17 protein-coding genes are annotated in these 14,789 nt (G+C 40.9%); 12 read left to right on the top strand and 5 right to left on the bottom strand.

Annotated elements, in window-relative coordinates; translation table 11 throughout:
- Positions 1-46: 46 nt before the first annotated feature.
- The gene (locus tag NWP21_RS15250) at positions 47-211 is read left to right on the top strand and encodes an anacyclamide/piricyclamide family prenylated cyclic peptide (protein ID WP_280793319.1); all 165 of its coding nucleotides are present in this window, start codon (positions 47-49) and stop codon (positions 209-211) included.
- 33 nt (positions 212-244) lie between these two features.
- Here the strand turns inward: NWP21_RS15250 and NWP21_RS15245 are convergent, their stop codons facing one another.
- Positions 245-1,009 (bottom strand): transposase, encoded by a 765-nt coding sequence (locus tag NWP21_RS15245; protein WP_280793318.1) that lies wholly within the window; start codon positions 1,007-1,009, stop codon positions 245-247.
- A 15-nt stretch (positions 1,010-1,024) separates the two neighbouring features.
- On the opposite strand from NWP21_RS15245, the gene NWP21_RS15240 reads away from it, so the two are divergent.
- From NWP21_RS15240 to NWP21_RS15215, 6 genes are all read left to right on the top strand, one after another.
- The gene (locus tag NWP21_RS15240; RefSeq protein ID WP_028090374.1) at positions 1,025-1,897 is read left to right on the top strand and encodes a LynF/TruF/PatF family peptide O-prenyltransferase; all 873 of its coding nucleotides are present in this window, start codon (positions 1,025-1,027) and stop codon (positions 1,895-1,897) included.
- 152 nt (positions 1,898-2,049) lie between these two features.
- Positions 2,050-2,244, top strand: coding sequence for a type II toxin-antitoxin system HicA family toxin (locus NWP21_RS15235; RefSeq protein WP_280793317.1), 195 nt, complete (start codon positions 2,050-2,052; stop codon positions 2,242-2,244).
- Positions 2,241-2,450, top strand: a complete 210-nt coding sequence (locus NWP21_RS15230) for a type II toxin-antitoxin system HicB family antitoxin (protein ID WP_194053104.1) — start codon at positions 2,241-2,243, stop codon at positions 2,448-2,450. Before NWP21_RS15235 ends, NWP21_RS15230 begins: the two co-directional genes overlap by 4 nt.
- A gap of 180 nt (positions 2,451-2,630) precedes the next feature.
- Positions 2,631-3,026, top strand: coding sequence for a hypothetical protein (locus NWP21_RS15225; RefSeq protein WP_280656519.1), 396 nt, complete (start codon positions 2,631-2,633; stop codon positions 3,024-3,026).
- Positions 3,023-3,442 carry an HNH endonuclease gene (locus tag NWP21_RS15220; protein WP_280656518.1) on the top strand — a complete coding sequence of 140 codons (420 nt, stop codon included), beginning with the start codon at positions 3,023-3,025 and terminating at the stop codon, positions 3,440-3,442. Before NWP21_RS15225 ends, NWP21_RS15220 begins: the two co-directional genes overlap by 4 nt.
- 126 nt (positions 3,443-3,568) lie before the next feature.
- Positions 3,569-4,252, top strand: a complete 684-nt coding sequence (locus NWP21_RS15215) for a Uma2 family endonuclease (protein WP_280793316.1) — start codon at positions 3,569-3,571, stop codon at positions 4,250-4,252.
- Positions 4,253-4,305: 53 nt separating this feature from the next.
- Here the strand turns inward: NWP21_RS15215 and NWP21_RS15210 are convergent, their stop codons facing one another.
- The 3 genes from NWP21_RS15210 to NWP21_RS15200 all read right to left on the bottom strand — a co-directional run bounded on the left by NWP21_RS15210 (position 4,306) and on the right by NWP21_RS15200 (position 5,794).
- The gene (locus NWP21_RS15210) at positions 4,306-4,911 is read right to left on the bottom strand and encodes a hypothetical protein (protein ID WP_280793315.1); all 606 of its coding nucleotides are present in this window, start codon (positions 4,909-4,911) and stop codon (positions 4,306-4,308) included.
- Positions 4,912-5,054: 143 nt separating this feature from the next.
- On the bottom strand, positions 5,055-5,390 hold the full coding sequence (locus NWP21_RS15205; RefSeq protein ID WP_271761353.1) for a XisI protein: 336 nt from the start codon (positions 5,388-5,390) through the stop codon (positions 5,055-5,057).
- On the bottom strand, positions 5,378-5,794 hold the full coding sequence (locus NWP21_RS15200) for a XisH family protein (RefSeq protein WP_271761355.1): 417 nt from the start codon (positions 5,792-5,794) through the stop codon (positions 5,378-5,380). The genes NWP21_RS15205 and NWP21_RS15200 overlap by 13 nt, the downstream gene beginning before the upstream one ends.
- A gap of 79 nt (positions 5,795-5,873) precedes the next feature.
- Here NWP21_RS15200 and NWP21_RS15195 point away from each other — a divergent pair, with 79 nt between their 5' ends.
- Complete coding sequence (locus NWP21_RS15195) at positions 5,874-7,973, top strand: PatA/PatG family cyanobactin maturation protease (protein WP_280793314.1); 2,100 nt, start codon at positions 5,874-5,876, stop codon at positions 7,971-7,973.
- Between the two features lie 178 nt (positions 7,974-8,151).
- On the opposite strand, the gene NWP21_RS15190 is transcribed toward NWP21_RS15195, so the two are convergent.
- Positions 8,152-8,904, bottom strand: coding sequence for a DUF561 domain-containing protein (locus tag NWP21_RS15190; protein WP_280793313.1), 753 nt, complete (start codon positions 8,902-8,904; stop codon positions 8,152-8,154).
- A gap of 125 nt (positions 8,905-9,029) precedes the next feature.
- Here NWP21_RS15190 and NWP21_RS15185 point away from each other — a divergent pair, with 125 nt between their 5' ends.
- The 4 genes from NWP21_RS15185 to NWP21_RS15170 all read left to right on the top strand — a co-directional run bounded on the left by NWP21_RS15185 (position 9,030) and on the right by NWP21_RS15170 (position 14,505).
- Positions 9,030-9,161, top strand: coding sequence for a hypothetical protein (locus NWP21_RS15185; protein WP_280793312.1), 132 nt, complete (start codon positions 9,030-9,032; stop codon positions 9,159-9,161).
- Positions 9,162-9,252: 91 nt separating this feature from the next.
- The gene (locus NWP21_RS15180) at positions 9,253-10,116 is read left to right on the top strand and encodes a Tab2/Atab2 family RNA-binding protein (RefSeq protein ID WP_271730713.1); all 864 of its coding nucleotides are present in this window, start codon (positions 9,253-9,255) and stop codon (positions 10,114-10,116) included.
- 198 nt (positions 10,117-10,314) lie between these two features.
- Positions 10,315-11,628, top strand: a complete 1,314-nt coding sequence (locus NWP21_RS15175; protein WP_280793311.1) for a TldD/PmbA family protein — start codon at positions 10,315-10,317, stop codon at positions 11,626-11,628.
- A gap of 192 nt (positions 11,629-11,820) precedes the next feature.
- Positions 11,821-14,505 (top strand): chloride channel protein, encoded by a 2,685-nt coding sequence (locus NWP21_RS15170; protein WP_280793310.1) that lies wholly within the window; start codon positions 11,821-11,823, stop codon positions 14,503-14,505.
- Positions 14,506-14,789: the final 284 nt, after the last annotated feature.

The following is a 14,789-nucleotide window of genomic DNA, read 5'->3' as shown; positions in this document are numbered from 1 at the left end:
TCACATCGAAGAAGTGATCTAAACAAACAAAAAGGAAAAAAACACCATGACTAAGAAAAACATCCGCCCCCAACAAGTTGCTCCCGTAGAACGGGAAACCATCTCTGCTTCTAAGGACCAAAGCGGTCAGATTACACCCCTTTCCTACTCCACCACCACTCTTCCATTTGCAACTCCTCTTCTTCCATTTGCAGGCGACGACGCGGAGTAAGTCACCTTATTTTATCACCCACCTCAAAAAAGGTCAAAAGTCTTTTTCTACATCCCTTGTCCCACGGTTCGCCTCGATGAATTGACGGACAATCCTTGTCAGTTCGGGGGTTTCGGATACCTGGCACGGGGGTGGTGGTAAACTGGACTTAGATTTTTTGGGGTTAGTGGTTGAACCCTTATCCGTGAGATGAACCCCAGCCAACAGCTTACTACCCCAGTGGCATTGGGTTGGGGTCTTCCCCTTGGGTTTATACTTTTGGCAAAAGCCTTTATACTTTCTGGCACATTCTTCTAAACTGCTTCCTAGCCGTAAAAAAGCCGGATGCCATTGAGTTAAACCATCATCAGTTAAGGATTCATAACTGCCATAATTGCTGAAGTCATAGAAAAAACTCTGGCGCATTTTTGCAGCTTTAGGATTACCATGAATATACCGTAAAGTATTTAATGCTCTGTCTCTATCTGAAGAAGGAAATCCATCACAGTAATATCGTTTCTCCCAAAAGTGTCCTGTTCTTCTTAACATCCGATTAAAACACATCGCCGTGTACCAGTTGAGGAAGTGCATAATTTTGGGTAACTCTTCTGGCTGTTTAGGTGCAATCAAATAATGAACATGATTTGACATAATGCACAAAGCATAAAGCTGGAAATTGTATTTATCCAAAGCCTTTTTTATCGCATAAAGAAACACTTCCCGACATTCACGCCGTGATAATTTGAATTCGCGGTTATTGCAACGGGTGGTAATGTGATAAGAGTATCCAGACTGTAAATTTCGAGGTTGTCTAGGCACAAGAAGGAATTATAAATGACTATTTCTGAGAATTTATTTATAGGTAGCCAAAAAAATCTACATTACATCAATCAACATAAACATATCTTTGATGTTGACCATCTCTACACCCTGAATATTTTCGATGATTTTGCTCAAAAAGTTACACATTGGGGATTAGAATGTTCTTGTAAAATCCAAAAAGATCAACTGTATCCGGCTCGGTTTAATTTATTTCGTAATCAACCAAATTGGCAAGATTATCAGACAGCTATTAATTTTTTTCAGCAAGTAGCAGCCAAGACAGATGTTAAATTAACTTATCATCTCATTGAGAATTTTGTTGGCAATGATTTCGATTTCAGTAAAGTCCACCAGATATTAGTAGGTATTGATTTAAGAAGAGAATTTAGTGCTTCTCGCCTCAAATTTTGGTTTATCATCAGTGATTATCCCCAAAAATTAGCCAAGGCAATATCCCTATGTCAACCTGCTGAAGAATTGCAACCATTTTTGGTAGATAATTCCGTTGTCATTGGCTTTGACTTTGACTTCTATGGTGGTAGTCAAATCGAGGTTTATCCCAGTATTAGCAAAGAAAAATTTCAACAACTAGCCAAAGTTCTCTCACCCCAGGCTTTACAACTTTTAGATAGCTGTTGGTCATTAATTATTGGTTTTAGCCAAGCCAACCCAGAAAAAATCCTTTATTATCGTACCAGTGACCCTAATAACTTTATTGCTAATTTACGCAATGATTTAGCTAACCGAGTTCATGCCTATTATCGAGAACAACCTGTACAGGGAACAATTGTAGGACTACGGGAAAATGAAATAATAGCTGGGAGGATAGAAAATTTGAATCTGTATTATCAAATGAGTTCTCCTATAACCACCAACAAAAACTAATAAGAAAATGTAGGTTGGGTTAAGGGACAGCGCAACCCAACAAAATTAAATTACAAAATCACCAAAACGTTAAATAACATCATTAAAATGCAATTTCCAGAAGTCCAAATAAATAAAACTAAATGCCCAAAAAAATTAGATAATTAAAACAGATGTTGCAAAAAGCAGGATTTACATTATTACCAAAGCGGGGAAAAGGTAGTCATTCTTACTGGATTCATCCACTTTTACCAAAACCTGTAGTTCTATCTGGCAAAGACAGCAAAGATGCAAAACCTTATCAAGAGAAAGATATAATAGAAAGTATCAAAGAATTTGAACAATTAGAAAAAGCAGATAAACTATGAAATATAGTATTTTAATTCAATGGTCTGACGAAGATCAAGCCTATATTGCCTTTTTACCTGAGTGGGGAAAATATGCTAAAACCCACGGAGAAAGCTATGAAGAAGCTCTAGAAAATGCCAAGGAAGTGTTAGAAGACTTGCTGTATGGCTATAATCAAATCGGTAAGCCCATACCCCAACCCCAAATATTACAAAAAATAGCTTAAAAAAGACATAATCTGACAATAATGATATCTATAGGTTAGATGTAGGTTGGGTTAAGCGACAGCGCAACCCAACAAAATTAAATCACAAAATTACCAAAATTTTGGGTAACATCCTGTAAATCCTGATTGGTAACAATTTCATTATCTAAACTATAATTGTAATAAAGAATTTTATTTTCTATGACAATTCCCATAACTATTAACTTACCCGAAAGTTTAGCTGCTTCTGTCCAGCGTCTTGGAGAAGCAACAGCGCGAGAGATATCAGACGTTTTGCTTGACACCCTAGAAATAGTATTACCTACCTTAGATAATCTCTCAGAAATGAGCATTAATTCAAACATTGCTGATATTTCTGATCAGGAAGTTCTAGAATTAGCTAATTTAAAAATGGATGTAGTTCAAAATCAACGCTTGGGAGAACTGCAAGCTAAAGGAAAAAATACAGGTTTAACAGCAGGAGAACGTTATGAATTATTAATTTTAATGTCCCTTTATCAAATGGGACAATTAAGAAAATCTGAAGGTTTAGCCGAAGCTGTTAAACGGGGAATAAAAACTCCTTTGTCACCATGAGTTCTCTATCTGAAACCATACGCCAAAAAGTGAGAGAACGGGCAGAAAATCGCTGTGAGTATTGCCTTAGTCATCAAGATTATATTATGGGTAGATTGCAAATTGATCATATTCAACCTGTAGCTAAAGGAGGAGATAATACAGAAGATAATCTCTGTTTAGCGTGTGAATTATGTAATCAATACAAATGGACACAAACTGAGAATTTAGATCCTAAATCTGGTGAAATAGTTTCTCTATTTAATCCTCGTCAACAACAATGGCAAAAACATTTTACTTGGAGTCCAGAGGGGACAGAAATTATCGGTCTGACAGCCTGTGGTCGTGCTACAGTCGGGGCGTTGAGATTGAATAATAGTTTAGCTGTTACTGTGCGTAAAAATTGGGTTAAAGCAGGTTGGCATCCACCAAATTAATCGCAATCAATTATGAGCAAAATTTACCATCCCAACCAAAATTCCTCATATAACATCCTGTAAATCCTTAAATCCTGGAAATCCTGATTGGTGACAATTTCATTTTCTGCAAAATTCGAGCAAATTATGATATCTACTAACGCCATGTCTCCCATCTTAACTATTCCTCCCCTAGAAAACGGCGACAAATTAACCCGTCATGAATTTGAACGGCGTTATCATGCCATGCCGAATCTCAAAAAAGCCGAATTAATCGAAGGAGTGGTTTACGTGGCATCACCCGTTAGAGCAAAACAACACGGCAAACCCCATGCTCGCATTATGGGTTGGTTAATCGCTTATGAAGCAGCTACCCCAGGAGTGGAAGCACTGGATAATACTACCGTCCTTCTTGATACAGATAACGAACCACAACCGGATGCTTTATTAAGAATTGAAACAGGAGGACAATCAAGAATAAATAAAGATGATTATGTAGAAGGTGCGCCAGAATTAATAGTAGAAATTGCTGCTTCTAGTGCTTCCTATGATTTACATGAAAAACTCAAAGTTTATCGTCGTAATCAAGTGCAAGAATATTTAATCTGGCGAGTTTATGACTATCAATTTGATTGGTTTAGGCTACAACAAGGGGAGTATATTCAACTTCAACCCAATGCAGATGGTATAACTTGCTCTCAGGTTTTCCCTGGTTTATGGTTAGACAAAACAGCATTATTAGCAGGTGATTTAGGAAAAGTGTTAACCGTTGTCCAACAGGGTTTAGCAAGTCCAGAATATGAGGATTTTATTAGTAGATTATCCAGTTAGTCACCAGTCAGGCTATCGCTCAGTAACCGTAAATCCTGATTGGTGACAATTATCTAGTTAGCAGAAGTTACCATCCAAGCTAAAATGCCTAATATGACATCAACAGGAGGAAGAGGATAATCTGTAAAATCAATAGTTACAGTTTGTTCTGTTAATTGTAGAAATCGCCAAGCAGTGCCATTAGTTACGCTACCATAAATTATAGCAATGGGTTGATTATTAATCTCATTAAATTTTTGAGCAGCAATCATTTCCGCAATGCACTGACCAATACCAGGATTTAAGTCTGCTTTTTTGGCTTCCACAATCATCACCGCCGGTGCTTCAACTTCTAACTGTTCCGGTGAACGACTCAGAACAAAATCACAGACTCCATTCAATCCTAAAGCCGAATCTACAGTAAAATCTGTACCAGAAAATAAACTAATTTTTCTTTGTAATATCTTACGGACTTCTAGTAAAACCGGACTAATGATTAACTCAGAACGTGCTTTTTCACTTCCTGTCGCTATAGCTAACGGTAAACTTTCTGCTAGAAAATCTGTCAGAGTCCCACTAGCAGCAATTGGCTTGATTTCTGGCAGAAACTTTTGATTTTCAATGGTATTTATGCCAAAAGTTTGCTTAACTTTTCTAAGAGTAAAATCACTGTATGACATAATGTAAATATTTCCAAAAATGATCTAAAATTCATGTGAAAATCTTATAGCGGTATGCACTTGAATGAGATAGAGAATTTAACCAAAAACCATACACAGAAGGACTTTCACTTCTGTTCCCTGTTCCCTGCTATATATGAAAATCAACCAACAGCAAAACCTGTATATTGTCTCACCAAAGGTTCATGAAATGCTAAAACAATATCTGATTTTGGCACTCCTAATTTAACTAACTCATCTGCTATGCCAATTTCAGTTCCATCATGTTGTATCCAAATTTTATGATCTTTAATATCTAAATGCAAAACACAACCATGCTGCCGTCGTCTGTTTTTCCAACCTACATACATTAATTGATAATGGTCGCCAACGGTATCAAAAATCAATTGTTCTTCAATTTCATCCTTAGCTGAACCTAATTGAGCATATTCTGTGATCACTTGTTTGACATAATTGCGATATTGTTCTAGTTTTTCCATGATACAATTACCTCTTGAATTGGATCATAAATCATGATTTTAAGTTGGGAACGCTCAACAACTGTTTTGATAAATTGTAATTGAAAGAAAGAGTAATAAATTCCTGAAGGAACAGCTAAATATAAAACTCGTTCTGGTTGTTGTTCTTCTAATGCCAAATGATAATTAAAAAATTGTCCAATGGCTTGATGAAATTGAGAGATATTAGATGTACCAATAAAACTCTTAATTTCCACCGCTATTTTTTCTCCTTCTCTTTCAGCAGCTAAAACTTGCTCTGCACCGAGATCAATATACATTTCTACATCACCGACTTCTATCCTTAAAGGATCATCTGTAATCACCCAACCCTCTTTTTCTAACCCTATCCTAACAGCATCATGAAAAATATCTTTAGCTGGCATTAACTTTATAAAAAAATAAAAAATTAGACTTTTTACCCCTAATTATTATAACACCAATTACAACAACACAATCAAAACCATGCCTAACCTGACAGACATCCCCGGAATTTCCCAAATTTGGACACGCACAAAAGGCGACCCCCGGATTAAAATTGCTATCCTTGACGGTGCTGCGGATTTAGAACGCAGTTGTTTTCAAGGGGCAAATTTTAGTCAATTTAAACCCTACTGGTCAGAAGATATTGAACTCAACGAAGAATATTATTATTATCTCAACTTATATTTAGAATTTAACCAACAACAAAAAGACAAAAAAGACGACCCAGACCACGACAAAGAAGAAGCGAAAAAAGAACGAGAAGCATTTTTTGCCCCCTTTCCCGAAGCTATTAGACGACGGATAGAATTATCAAGTCATGCTACCCACATTTCTAGCACAATTTTAGGGCAACACAACACACCCGCCCCTGGTATTGCTCCTTTATGTACAGCATTAAATATTCCCATTTCCTTTGCTGGTGATGATTTTATTTCCCCCATCAACCTCACCCACGCCATCAATACAGCTTTGCAATGGGGTGCAAATATCATCCATATCGCCGCTTGTCACCCCACCCAAACCGGAGTAGCACCAGATTTATTTGCCCGTGCTGTCAAACAATGCCAAGACAATAATATGTTAATTATTGCCCCTGGTGGTAACGATAAAGGCGAATGTTGGTGTATTCCCTCAATTCTTCCAGGTGTAATTACCGTTGGTGCAATGCGTGACGACGGACAACCCTTTAAATTTAGCAATTACGGGGGAGAATATCAAAATAAGGGTGTAATGGCCAATGGGGAAAATATCTTAGGCGCACAACCAGGAACCGAAGAACCTATCAAAGAAAAAGGTACAAGTTGCGCTGCACCTATTGTTACAGGTGTTTCTGCATTATTAATGAGTATGCAACTACAACGGGGAGAACAACCCAACGCGGAAGCAGTGCGGGAAGCAATTTTAAATAGTGCTATTCCCTGTAACCCCGAAGATGTGGAAGAACCAGAACGGTGTTTGTTGGGTAAGTTGAATATTCCCGGTGCCTTTCAATTATTGACGGGAGAAAGGTTAGAACCTCACCCCCAACCCTTATCCCCCCAACAGAAGGGGGTAAAAATCTCTCGTTCCCAGGTTCTACCTGGAAATGGGACATCAGAAGCTGTCCCCCTCACTATATCATCGGACAGAGCCTTGGAAAAGGCATTCCCAGCCGGAGACTGGGGAAGAGAATCTGGTGTAGAAGTTGCTACTATTCACAGAAATGAAATAACAGAAGGTGTTACCCCTAGTGCGGCTTCTAAACTTGTCTATGCTTTGGGTACTATTGGTTATGACTTTGGTGATGAAGCCAGAAGGGACTCTTTTAAACAATTAATGCCAGCAGTGAATATTGACGGTGCAATTATCCCTGCTAACCCTTATGATACCCAGCAAATGGTTGATTATCTGTCAGCAAACCCCAGCGAAGCTAAACCTTTAATTTGGACTCTCAACCAAGAACTGACTCCCATTTATGCTTTAGAACCCGTTAGCGGTTTTGCTGCTGATATCTATGAAACTCTAATTGCCATGTTAGAGGGACAAATTCAACCAGAAGACAGTGATGATTTTGTGGAACGGGTGAGTATTCCCGCCAGGTTAACAGATAGAACTGTAGAGTTATTTTCTGGTCAAGTTGTACCTGTAATTACTCTAACTAATACTAGGGGAATGTATGGCTGGAAAGTTAACAGTTTGGTAGATGCAGCTTTGCAAACTGTGATTACGGAAGGCACTGCACCAGCCCAAGAAATGGCAATGCGGAAAGCTTTAAGTAGTTTCTTAAATCGAGTTTACTATGATTTACAAAATGTAGGAAAAACTGCTAAAGATCGGGCGCTGAATTTTTCTGTCACTAATGCTTTTCAAGCAGCTTCTAGTTTTAGCCAAGCTATTTCTACGGGTATGCAGCTTGATAGTATTGAGGTAGAAAAAAGTCCTTTTTGCAGAATTAATAGTGATTGTTGGGATGTGAAATTGAAGTTTTTTGACCCGGAAAATGGCCGTAGAGCTAAAAAAGTTTATCTGTTTACTATTGATGTTAGTGATAGGATTCCTGTAACTTTAGGTCAAGTTCGTTCTTGGTCTGTGGGGAAATAAGAGGTTCAAAACATCACAATAAGGATTCCAGGGATTTTGATTTAACTTCGGTAAAGGTTGACTGCTCAATTGTAGAACTTATTTGAGTCCCACCTAGTCCATGGCCCCAGCGCTGCTGCTTTAGCAGCAACGCATGGGTACAGATGCAGTTATTCCCAAGTTAGAATCAGAGCTGAAGTTAAATAATTGCTCTGGTGTTAGCACTAGCTAAAGCTTCAACTAAACCCCGCACCGCAGCAATCATCGCCACTTCACTGTTGAGTTGATTAATTGCAGAACCCACACCAACCCCAGCAGCACCAGAGGCTATAGCTAAAGGTGCGGTGACGCTGGAAATACCCGAAGCACACAGTACAGGTACGGAAACAGCACGGGAAATTTCATAAGCTGCGGCTAAAGTGGGGGCTGCTTTTTCAATTAATCCCAAAGTTCCAGGGTGTGTAGGTTGACTGCTGGTACCGCCTTCGGTTTGGATAATATCTGCCCCCGCCTTGACTAGTTCCTCTGCTAGATGTACTTGTTGATCTAGTTCTAGGATGTGGGGAACTGTCACAGATAGGGTAATTTCTGGTAACAGGGCGCGGGTTTGCTGAGTCAGTGCTAAAACTTCCTCAGCGGTAAATTTCCGTCCTTGGGCGTAAAAACTATCAAAATTACCAATTTCAATTAAATCAGCACCAGCGTTGACCGCTAAGACAAATTTTTCTGGTTCAACTGCTGATACACAAACCGGTAAATTAATCAAGTTTTTAGCCATCTGGACTAAATCAGCATCGGCGGCGATATCGACAAAAGTTGCACCACCGAGTTCAGCTGCTTTGATAGTAGCAGCTACGCGATCGCGATCAAAGTTATTCAAGCCGCTAATAACTTTGAGTACACGGCGGTCAGCAAAGGCACTTTGGAGAGTAGAATGGGGATAGATTGTCATAGTTTTTCTATTCAGGAAGAAATCAGACCTATTTTAACGTTACTGAGTTACTAGTAATCGGATCTCCGGGAAAATCCCCTGTTTGCCCAACAAAAAACTTTACCGAGGTTTTAGAGATCGGGGTCATGACTGACATTAGCGCGATCGCAGTTTCTTCGGGAACCATTGGTAAACTCCAAGAGTGGTTAGTTTCAAGTTTTGCAGCCCACGTATTGCGTCAAAGCTGGTATCCTGTAAAGTTTTTCCCTTGGACGTGATCACTAATTGCTCAACTGGTTTGCACCCCATTCCCTCTTAAGATAAAAATATCAAAAAATATCAAGTCGCCAGAATTTTACGGAACCAAACATGAGTAGTATTTGGGAAATTGATTTTTACTCTCGTCCAATTTTAGATGAAAAGCAGAAAAAAGTTTGGGAAGTCTTAATATGCGAAAGTCCGTCGGATATTCGCACCAAACCGGAATCTTTATTTCGTTATGCCAAGTATTGTCCCAGTACTCAGGTAAATTCGGTTTGGTTGCGGACGGCGTTACAGGAGGCCATTGACAAGGCTGGGGAAGCACCAATCAAAATCCGCTTCTTTCGCCGTCAAATGAACAATATGATCACTAAAGCTTGTCAGGATGCGGGTATCCCCGCTCAAGCTAGCCGCCGGATTTTAGTTCTCAATCAATGGTTGAAACAGCGAATGGAGGAGGTTTATCCTCAAGAACCCGGATATCAACAGGGAACCAATGCATCGGTGCGTTTAGACAGCCCTTTACCCCAACGGTTACCCGATGCTTTAGAGGGCGAACAATGGGCATTTGTTAGCCTACAAGCTGCTGAATTTGCTGATATGCCAGAGTGGGATATTGGTTTTGGTGAGGCTTTTCCCTTAGAACTGGCCAATGTCTCCCCAGAAACTCGCATTCCCGGTGTGTTAATTTTTTCACCCAGAGCCTTACCTATAGCGGGGTGGATGTCCGGTTTAGAGCTGGCTTGCTTGAACTTTGACACTAAACAAGGGCAAAGATTAATTTTAGAAACCGGTGCTACTGAAAGTTGGATTTTGGCTAATATCAACAACCCCCAAACTTTAGCAGAAGCCAAAGGTTACGAAAAAGCCAAACAAGAAGCTAATGGAGTGCATTTTATTGGTGTCCAGTCTGATCCTCAAGCAGAATCTTTTACCGGATTTTGGCTGCTGCAAAATTTAAATCTGGGCTAATTTAAATCTGGGCTAATTAGGGGGGGATTTTTGACCAAGGAAAAAACATAATATCAGTATATATTCATACATTCGGATAATTTTAGCAAAATTTTCTCGGTGCAGACAACGCGGATAGGTACCAATGATTTGGGATAATTATCTGCGTTGATTCATTTGCTCGCTGACAAATCCAAACACGACAATTGATCGAGGGTCATGGGTTCTGAAAATTTCTCACAAGACACCCTAGCAGAACATCTGCTAGAACTAGCTATTAAATCGGGAGCGGAAGCAGCAGAGGTCTATCAGTCGCGATCGCTTTCTCGTCCTGTCTTTTTTGAAGCTAACCGTCTCAAACAGGTAGAAACCAGCGAATCTGAAGGTACAGCACTACGACTATGGCGCGATGGGCGACCGGGACTAACCGTAGCTTATGGTTGTGTCTCTCCACAAACAATGGTAGAACGCGCTCTAGCCTTAAGTCGTATCAGTATACCGGAACCAGTAGATTTAGTCAATAATTATCGGCCAAATTACCCAGATATAGGTCACTCTGTATCCTTAGAAGTATTAGTAAATTGGGGGAGAGAGGCGATCGCTCTCATCCGTGATGTCTATCCCGATGTGCTTTGCAACAGTGACTGGGAATGTGATGTGGAAACTACCAGACTTTGTAATAGTGCAGGTTTAGATTGTTACTACACTGACACTACTCTCAGCTCCTACATGGCTGCGGAATGGGTCAAGGGCGATGATTTTTTGAGTGTGGCTGATGGAGAAACCCAGAGGGATATTCTGCACCCGCAAAAATTAGCTGATCAAATTTTACAAAGATTAGATTGGTCTATAAACAACGTCCCACCCCCCATGGGTAGGGTTCCCGTCTTGTTTACCTCTAAGGCTGCGGATATGCTTTGGGGAACCGTACAAGCGGCTTTGAATGGTAAGCGGATTTTAGAATTAGCTTCCCCCTGGGTAGAACGCCTAGGTCAACAAGTCATCTCCCCCGGTCTCACCCTCTACCAAGATCCCCAAGCAGGTCCCTATAGTTGTCCTTTTGATGATGAGGGTATTCCCACTACTACTGTAGTTTTTATCCAAAACGGAATTTTACAGAATTTCTATTGCGATCGCACCACAGCCAACAAACTGGGTATTAATACCACCGGTAATGGGTTTCGTCCTAGTTTTGGCAGTTATCCTAGTCCTGGCTTATTTAATTTCTTGATTCAACCTGGTTCGGCATCGCTACAAGAACTAATTCATCAAATGGATGAGGGATTAATTGTAGATCAAATGCTCGGTAGTGGCAACGGTATTTCTGGTGACTTTTCCATTAATGTTGATTTGGGCTATCGGGTCAAAAACGGTGAGATCATTGGGCGTGTTAAGGATACCATGGTGGCAGGTAACGTTTACACAGTTCTCAAACAACTAGTAGCATTAGGTAGTGACGCAGATTGGAATGGGTCTTGTTATACCCCATCCTTGATAGTAGAAGGATTATCTACAATTGGTAAAGTGTATTGAAAAACCATGATTAGATTTAGCCAGGGGTTCCACTCTCCTGGCAAGGAGAAACCACCGATTCTCAACCTGAATAGGTTTATCAGTGTTTATCAGACCATAATAGAAAAACAAGTCCACAATATTTGATTAGAGACTAGATTTTCTGCGTCTAGTGTCTAATGACTAAGCATCTGCTGATATTGATATTTTCATATGGGCCTTTCTATTCTGACTCAGCGCCTTCGTATCTGGTTGCAACCCACAAGAGGTTTAGCGATCGCGGAGGCTTGTATTATTGGTCTTGTAGCGGCCTTTGGTGCGGTATGCTTGAAAATGGGAGCGGGATGGTTGGGTACTTGGCGGGTACAGACCACTCAAATTGTGCCAGCATGGTTGTTCTTGCCTACCATTGGTATGAGCTTTGGGTTGATAGCCGGGTATTTAGTCAATAGATTTGCGCCAGAAGCTTCAGGTAGCGGTATCCCGCAAGTTAAAGCCACCCTTGCTAATGTACCAATTAGATTATCCTGGCAAGTCGCAATTATCAAGTTAGTTACTGCCATCATTACCCTTGGTTCCGGGTTGAGTTTAGGGCGACAAGGTCCCACAGTTCACGTAGGCGCGGGTTTAGCAGCAGGGATGAGTAACTGGGTTCCCACTTCCCCAGACCATCGCCGCCAGATGATTGCAGCTGGTGCCGGTGCTGGTTTAGCTGCGGCTTTTAATGCCCCCATTGCAGGTGTATTATTTATTGTCGAGGAATTACTTCAAGATTTATCAGGGCTGACTTTAGGAACCGCCATTATTGCTTCCTTTATTGGTGGTGTAGTCTCCCGGTTGTTGGGTGGGGGGAGTTTACAACTCAACCTAGAATTGCTGCAATACTCTAGTAACTTCTCCTTACCAGAAATTCCCTTTTTTTTGGTATTGGGAATTTTAGCCGGGTTACTGGGTGCATTATTTAACCGTGGCATTATCACTAGTATTAAAATTTATCAAACTCTCCATCTCAGCTTACCGTTGAAAATGGCTATAGCTGGGTGTATTTCTGGGTTAGTAGTGGCAATACTTCCAGAATCTTTCCGTAATTATGCGGGTTTAAGGGAGTATATGATTATTAGCGAACCTAATATACCTTTTGCCGCGATCGCCTTTTTATCTCAATTTCTCCTCACTCTCATTGCGTTCGGTTCCGGTGCGCCTGGGGGGTTATTTGCGCCTAGTCTGATTTTGGGTTCTTGTTTAGGACATCTGGTAGGTGTATCCGCCTCTTATTTCTTAGCCGTGGATTCTCCCACCACTTACGCTTTAGCCGGTATGGGAGGGTTTTTTTGTGCAGTTTCTAAAGTACCCATTACAGCCATTGTAATTGTGTTTGAAATGACTACAGATTTCAATCTGGTATTACCCTTAATGATTGTCTCTGTAGCTGCTTACTTGGTTTCCGACAAAGTAATTCCGGGGTCACTCTACGACAAACTATTACGGCTAAAAGGGATCACTATTACCAAAGCAGTTTCCAACGAGGGGATATTAGGGAAATTAACAGCCAATGATGTCATGCAGCATCGAGTAGAAACCCTGGATGCAGACATGACATTAGAAGCAACAATGCAAGTATTTTCTCGTTCCCATCATCGCGGTTTTCCAGTGGTAGAGGAGGGTAAACTGGTAGGAATGATTACACAATCGGATTTAGTGACTAAGCGCGATAGTGACTCCTACATCCTAGACCAGAGCCAACCCCCACAGAAGGTACTATTAAAGTCTATTATGCAGCCCTCCCCCATGACAGTACAACCCAAGGATAACCTCAGTCATGTGTTGTATTTGCTGGATAGGTATCAAATTAGCCGCCTACCAGTAGTAGAAGGGAGAAAGTTAATTGGAATTATTACCCGTGCAGATATTATCCGCGCCCAAGCTGAACACCTCAACCATGGGAACGTGAGTAAAGCACATACGGAACCTTCTTACTTAGTTTATCAAACGCGATCGCCCAATATTGGCAGAGGTAGATTATTGATACCAATAGCCAATCCCCACACCGCCGCTATCCTCTTAGAAATGGCCGCCGCTATTGCCCGCGAGCGCCACTATGAAATAGAATGTGTACAAATCATTTTAGTATCCCGTCACAGTTCACCATCAGAAACACCAGTCAGAACAGTTCACAGTCGCCGCCTACTACGCCAAGCGGAAGTTTTAGCCAAAAAGTGGAAAATTCCTCTACACACCCAAATTAGAGTCGCCCACGACCCCGCCCAAGCCATATTAGAAACCATCAACGAACGACACATCAACCTGATTTTAATGGGGTGGAAAGGTGAAACTTCTACCCCCGGTCGGATTTTTGGCAATGTTGTAGATACCATCATTCGCCAAGCAACCTGTGATGTGATGTTAGTCAAACTGGGGAAAATTTCCCCTTCCCCATTTCCCCCATCTGTTCAACTCCTGAGCGAACCACAATTAACCCCCTCTACCTCTCCTCAATTTAACCGTTGGTTGGTGACAATGGCTGGCGGTCCCAATGCGACAGCGGCGATTAAACTCTTACCCGCTTTAGCCACCTTGGGGGAACATCCATATATTCGCCTCACCCAAGTGTTTAAACCCTCCCAGTTACAACCAGATATGACGGTTTTAGAACAAGCCATCCGCGTCTTAATGGGTCGTCGTCAGTTATCCAGTCATGTGGTTGCTCTCCCCCTACAAGCTGACTCCGTGGCCGAAGGAGTGATTAACCTGGTCAAAGACGACGATTATGATGTAGTGGTTTTAGGAGCTTCCCGTGAGGGGTTATTACAGCAAGCAGTACAAGGTAATATCCCAGAGGCGATCGCCTCTGGGGTAGACTGTACAGTAATTTTAGTCAGAGGCGCTATTAGTAGCTAAAGTCTGAAAAGTTATGATTAGTGTATCAACTATTGTTTGACCCCACCCTAAACCTCAATCCTTCGGTGTTCCCTATTCCCTGTTCCCTATTCCCTGTTCCCTGTTCCCTGTTCCCTGTTCCCTATTCCGGTGTTCCCTGTTCCCTAAGATAAAAATTACTTTTTGAAAAATTATCAAACAACCTCTTAACAGCAATAATTATGAGCCGAAATCATGGCTTGATAGTATCAGTTAGTTATTAGTAGTGCATTAAACCAGGGATTACAATCATCATAAATAGCATG

This window comes from Anabaenopsis sp. FSS-46 (assembly GCF_029891665.1).
GTDB lineage: Bacteria > Cyanobacteriota > Cyanobacteriia > Cyanobacteriales > Nostocaceae > Anabaenopsis > Anabaenopsis arnoldii.
Note: the sequence above shows the minus strand (reverse complement) of the source record. Positions and strands in the feature narration are given on the sequence as shown.

Excerpts from the sequence above, each read along its gene's own strand:
- NWP21_RS15180 (WP_271730713.1), top strand. The coding sequence starts at position 9,253 with ATGAGTAGTATTTGGGAAATTGATTTTTACTCTCGTCCAATTTTAGAT.
- NWP21_RS15190 (WP_280793313.1), bottom strand. The coding sequence starts at position 8,904 with ATGACAATCTATCCCCATTCTACTCTCCAAAGTGCCTTTGCTGACCGC.
- NWP21_RS15170 (WP_280793310.1), top strand. The coding sequence starts at position 11,821 with ATGGGCCTTTCTATTCTGACTCAGCGCCTTCGTATCTGGTTGCAACCC.
- NWP21_RS15240 (WP_028090374.1), top strand. The coding sequence starts at position 1,025 with ATGACTATTTCTGAGAATTTATTTATAGGTAGCCAAAAAAATCTACAT.
- NWP21_RS15215 (WP_280793316.1), top strand. The coding sequence starts at position 3,569 with ATGATATCTACTAACGCCATGTCTCCCATCTTAACTATTCCTCCCCTA.
- NWP21_RS15225 (WP_280656519.1), top strand. The coding sequence starts at position 2,631 with ATGACAATTCCCATAACTATTAACTTACCCGAAAGTTTAGCTGCTTCT.
- NWP21_RS15195 (WP_280793314.1), top strand. The coding sequence starts at position 5,874 with ATGCCTAACCTGACAGACATCCCCGGAATTTCCCAAATTTGGACACGC.
- NWP21_RS15210 (WP_280793315.1), bottom strand. The coding sequence starts at position 4,911 with ATGTCATACAGTGATTTTACTCTTAGAAAAGTTAAGCAAACTTTTGGC.
- NWP21_RS15220 (WP_280656518.1), top strand. The coding sequence starts at position 3,023 with ATGAGTTCTCTATCTGAAACCATACGCCAAAAAGTGAGAGAACGGGCA.
- NWP21_RS15185 (WP_280793312.1), top strand. The coding sequence starts at position 9,030 with ATGACTGACATTAGCGCGATCGCAGTTTCTTCGGGAACCATTGGTAAA.
- NWP21_RS15250 (WP_280793319.1), top strand. The coding sequence starts at position 47 with ATGACTAAGAAAAACATCCGCCCCCAACAAGTTGCTCCCGTAGAACGG.
- NWP21_RS15230 (WP_194053104.1), top strand. The coding sequence starts at position 2,241 with ATGAAATATAGTATTTTAATTCAATGGTCTGACGAAGATCAAGCCTAT.
- NWP21_RS15205 (WP_271761353.1), bottom strand. The coding sequence starts at position 5,390 with ATGGAAAAACTAGAACAATATCGCAATTATGTCAAACAAGTGATCACA.
- NWP21_RS15200 (WP_271761355.1), bottom strand. The coding sequence starts at position 5,794 with ATGCCAGCTAAAGATATTTTTCATGATGCTGTTAGGATAGGGTTAGAA.
- NWP21_RS15175 (WP_280793311.1), top strand. The coding sequence starts at position 10,315 with ATGGGTTCTGAAAATTTCTCACAAGACACCCTAGCAGAACATCTGCTA.
- NWP21_RS15235 (WP_280793317.1), top strand. The coding sequence starts at position 2,050 with ATGTTGCAAAAAGCAGGATTTACATTATTACCAAAGCGGGGAAAAGGT.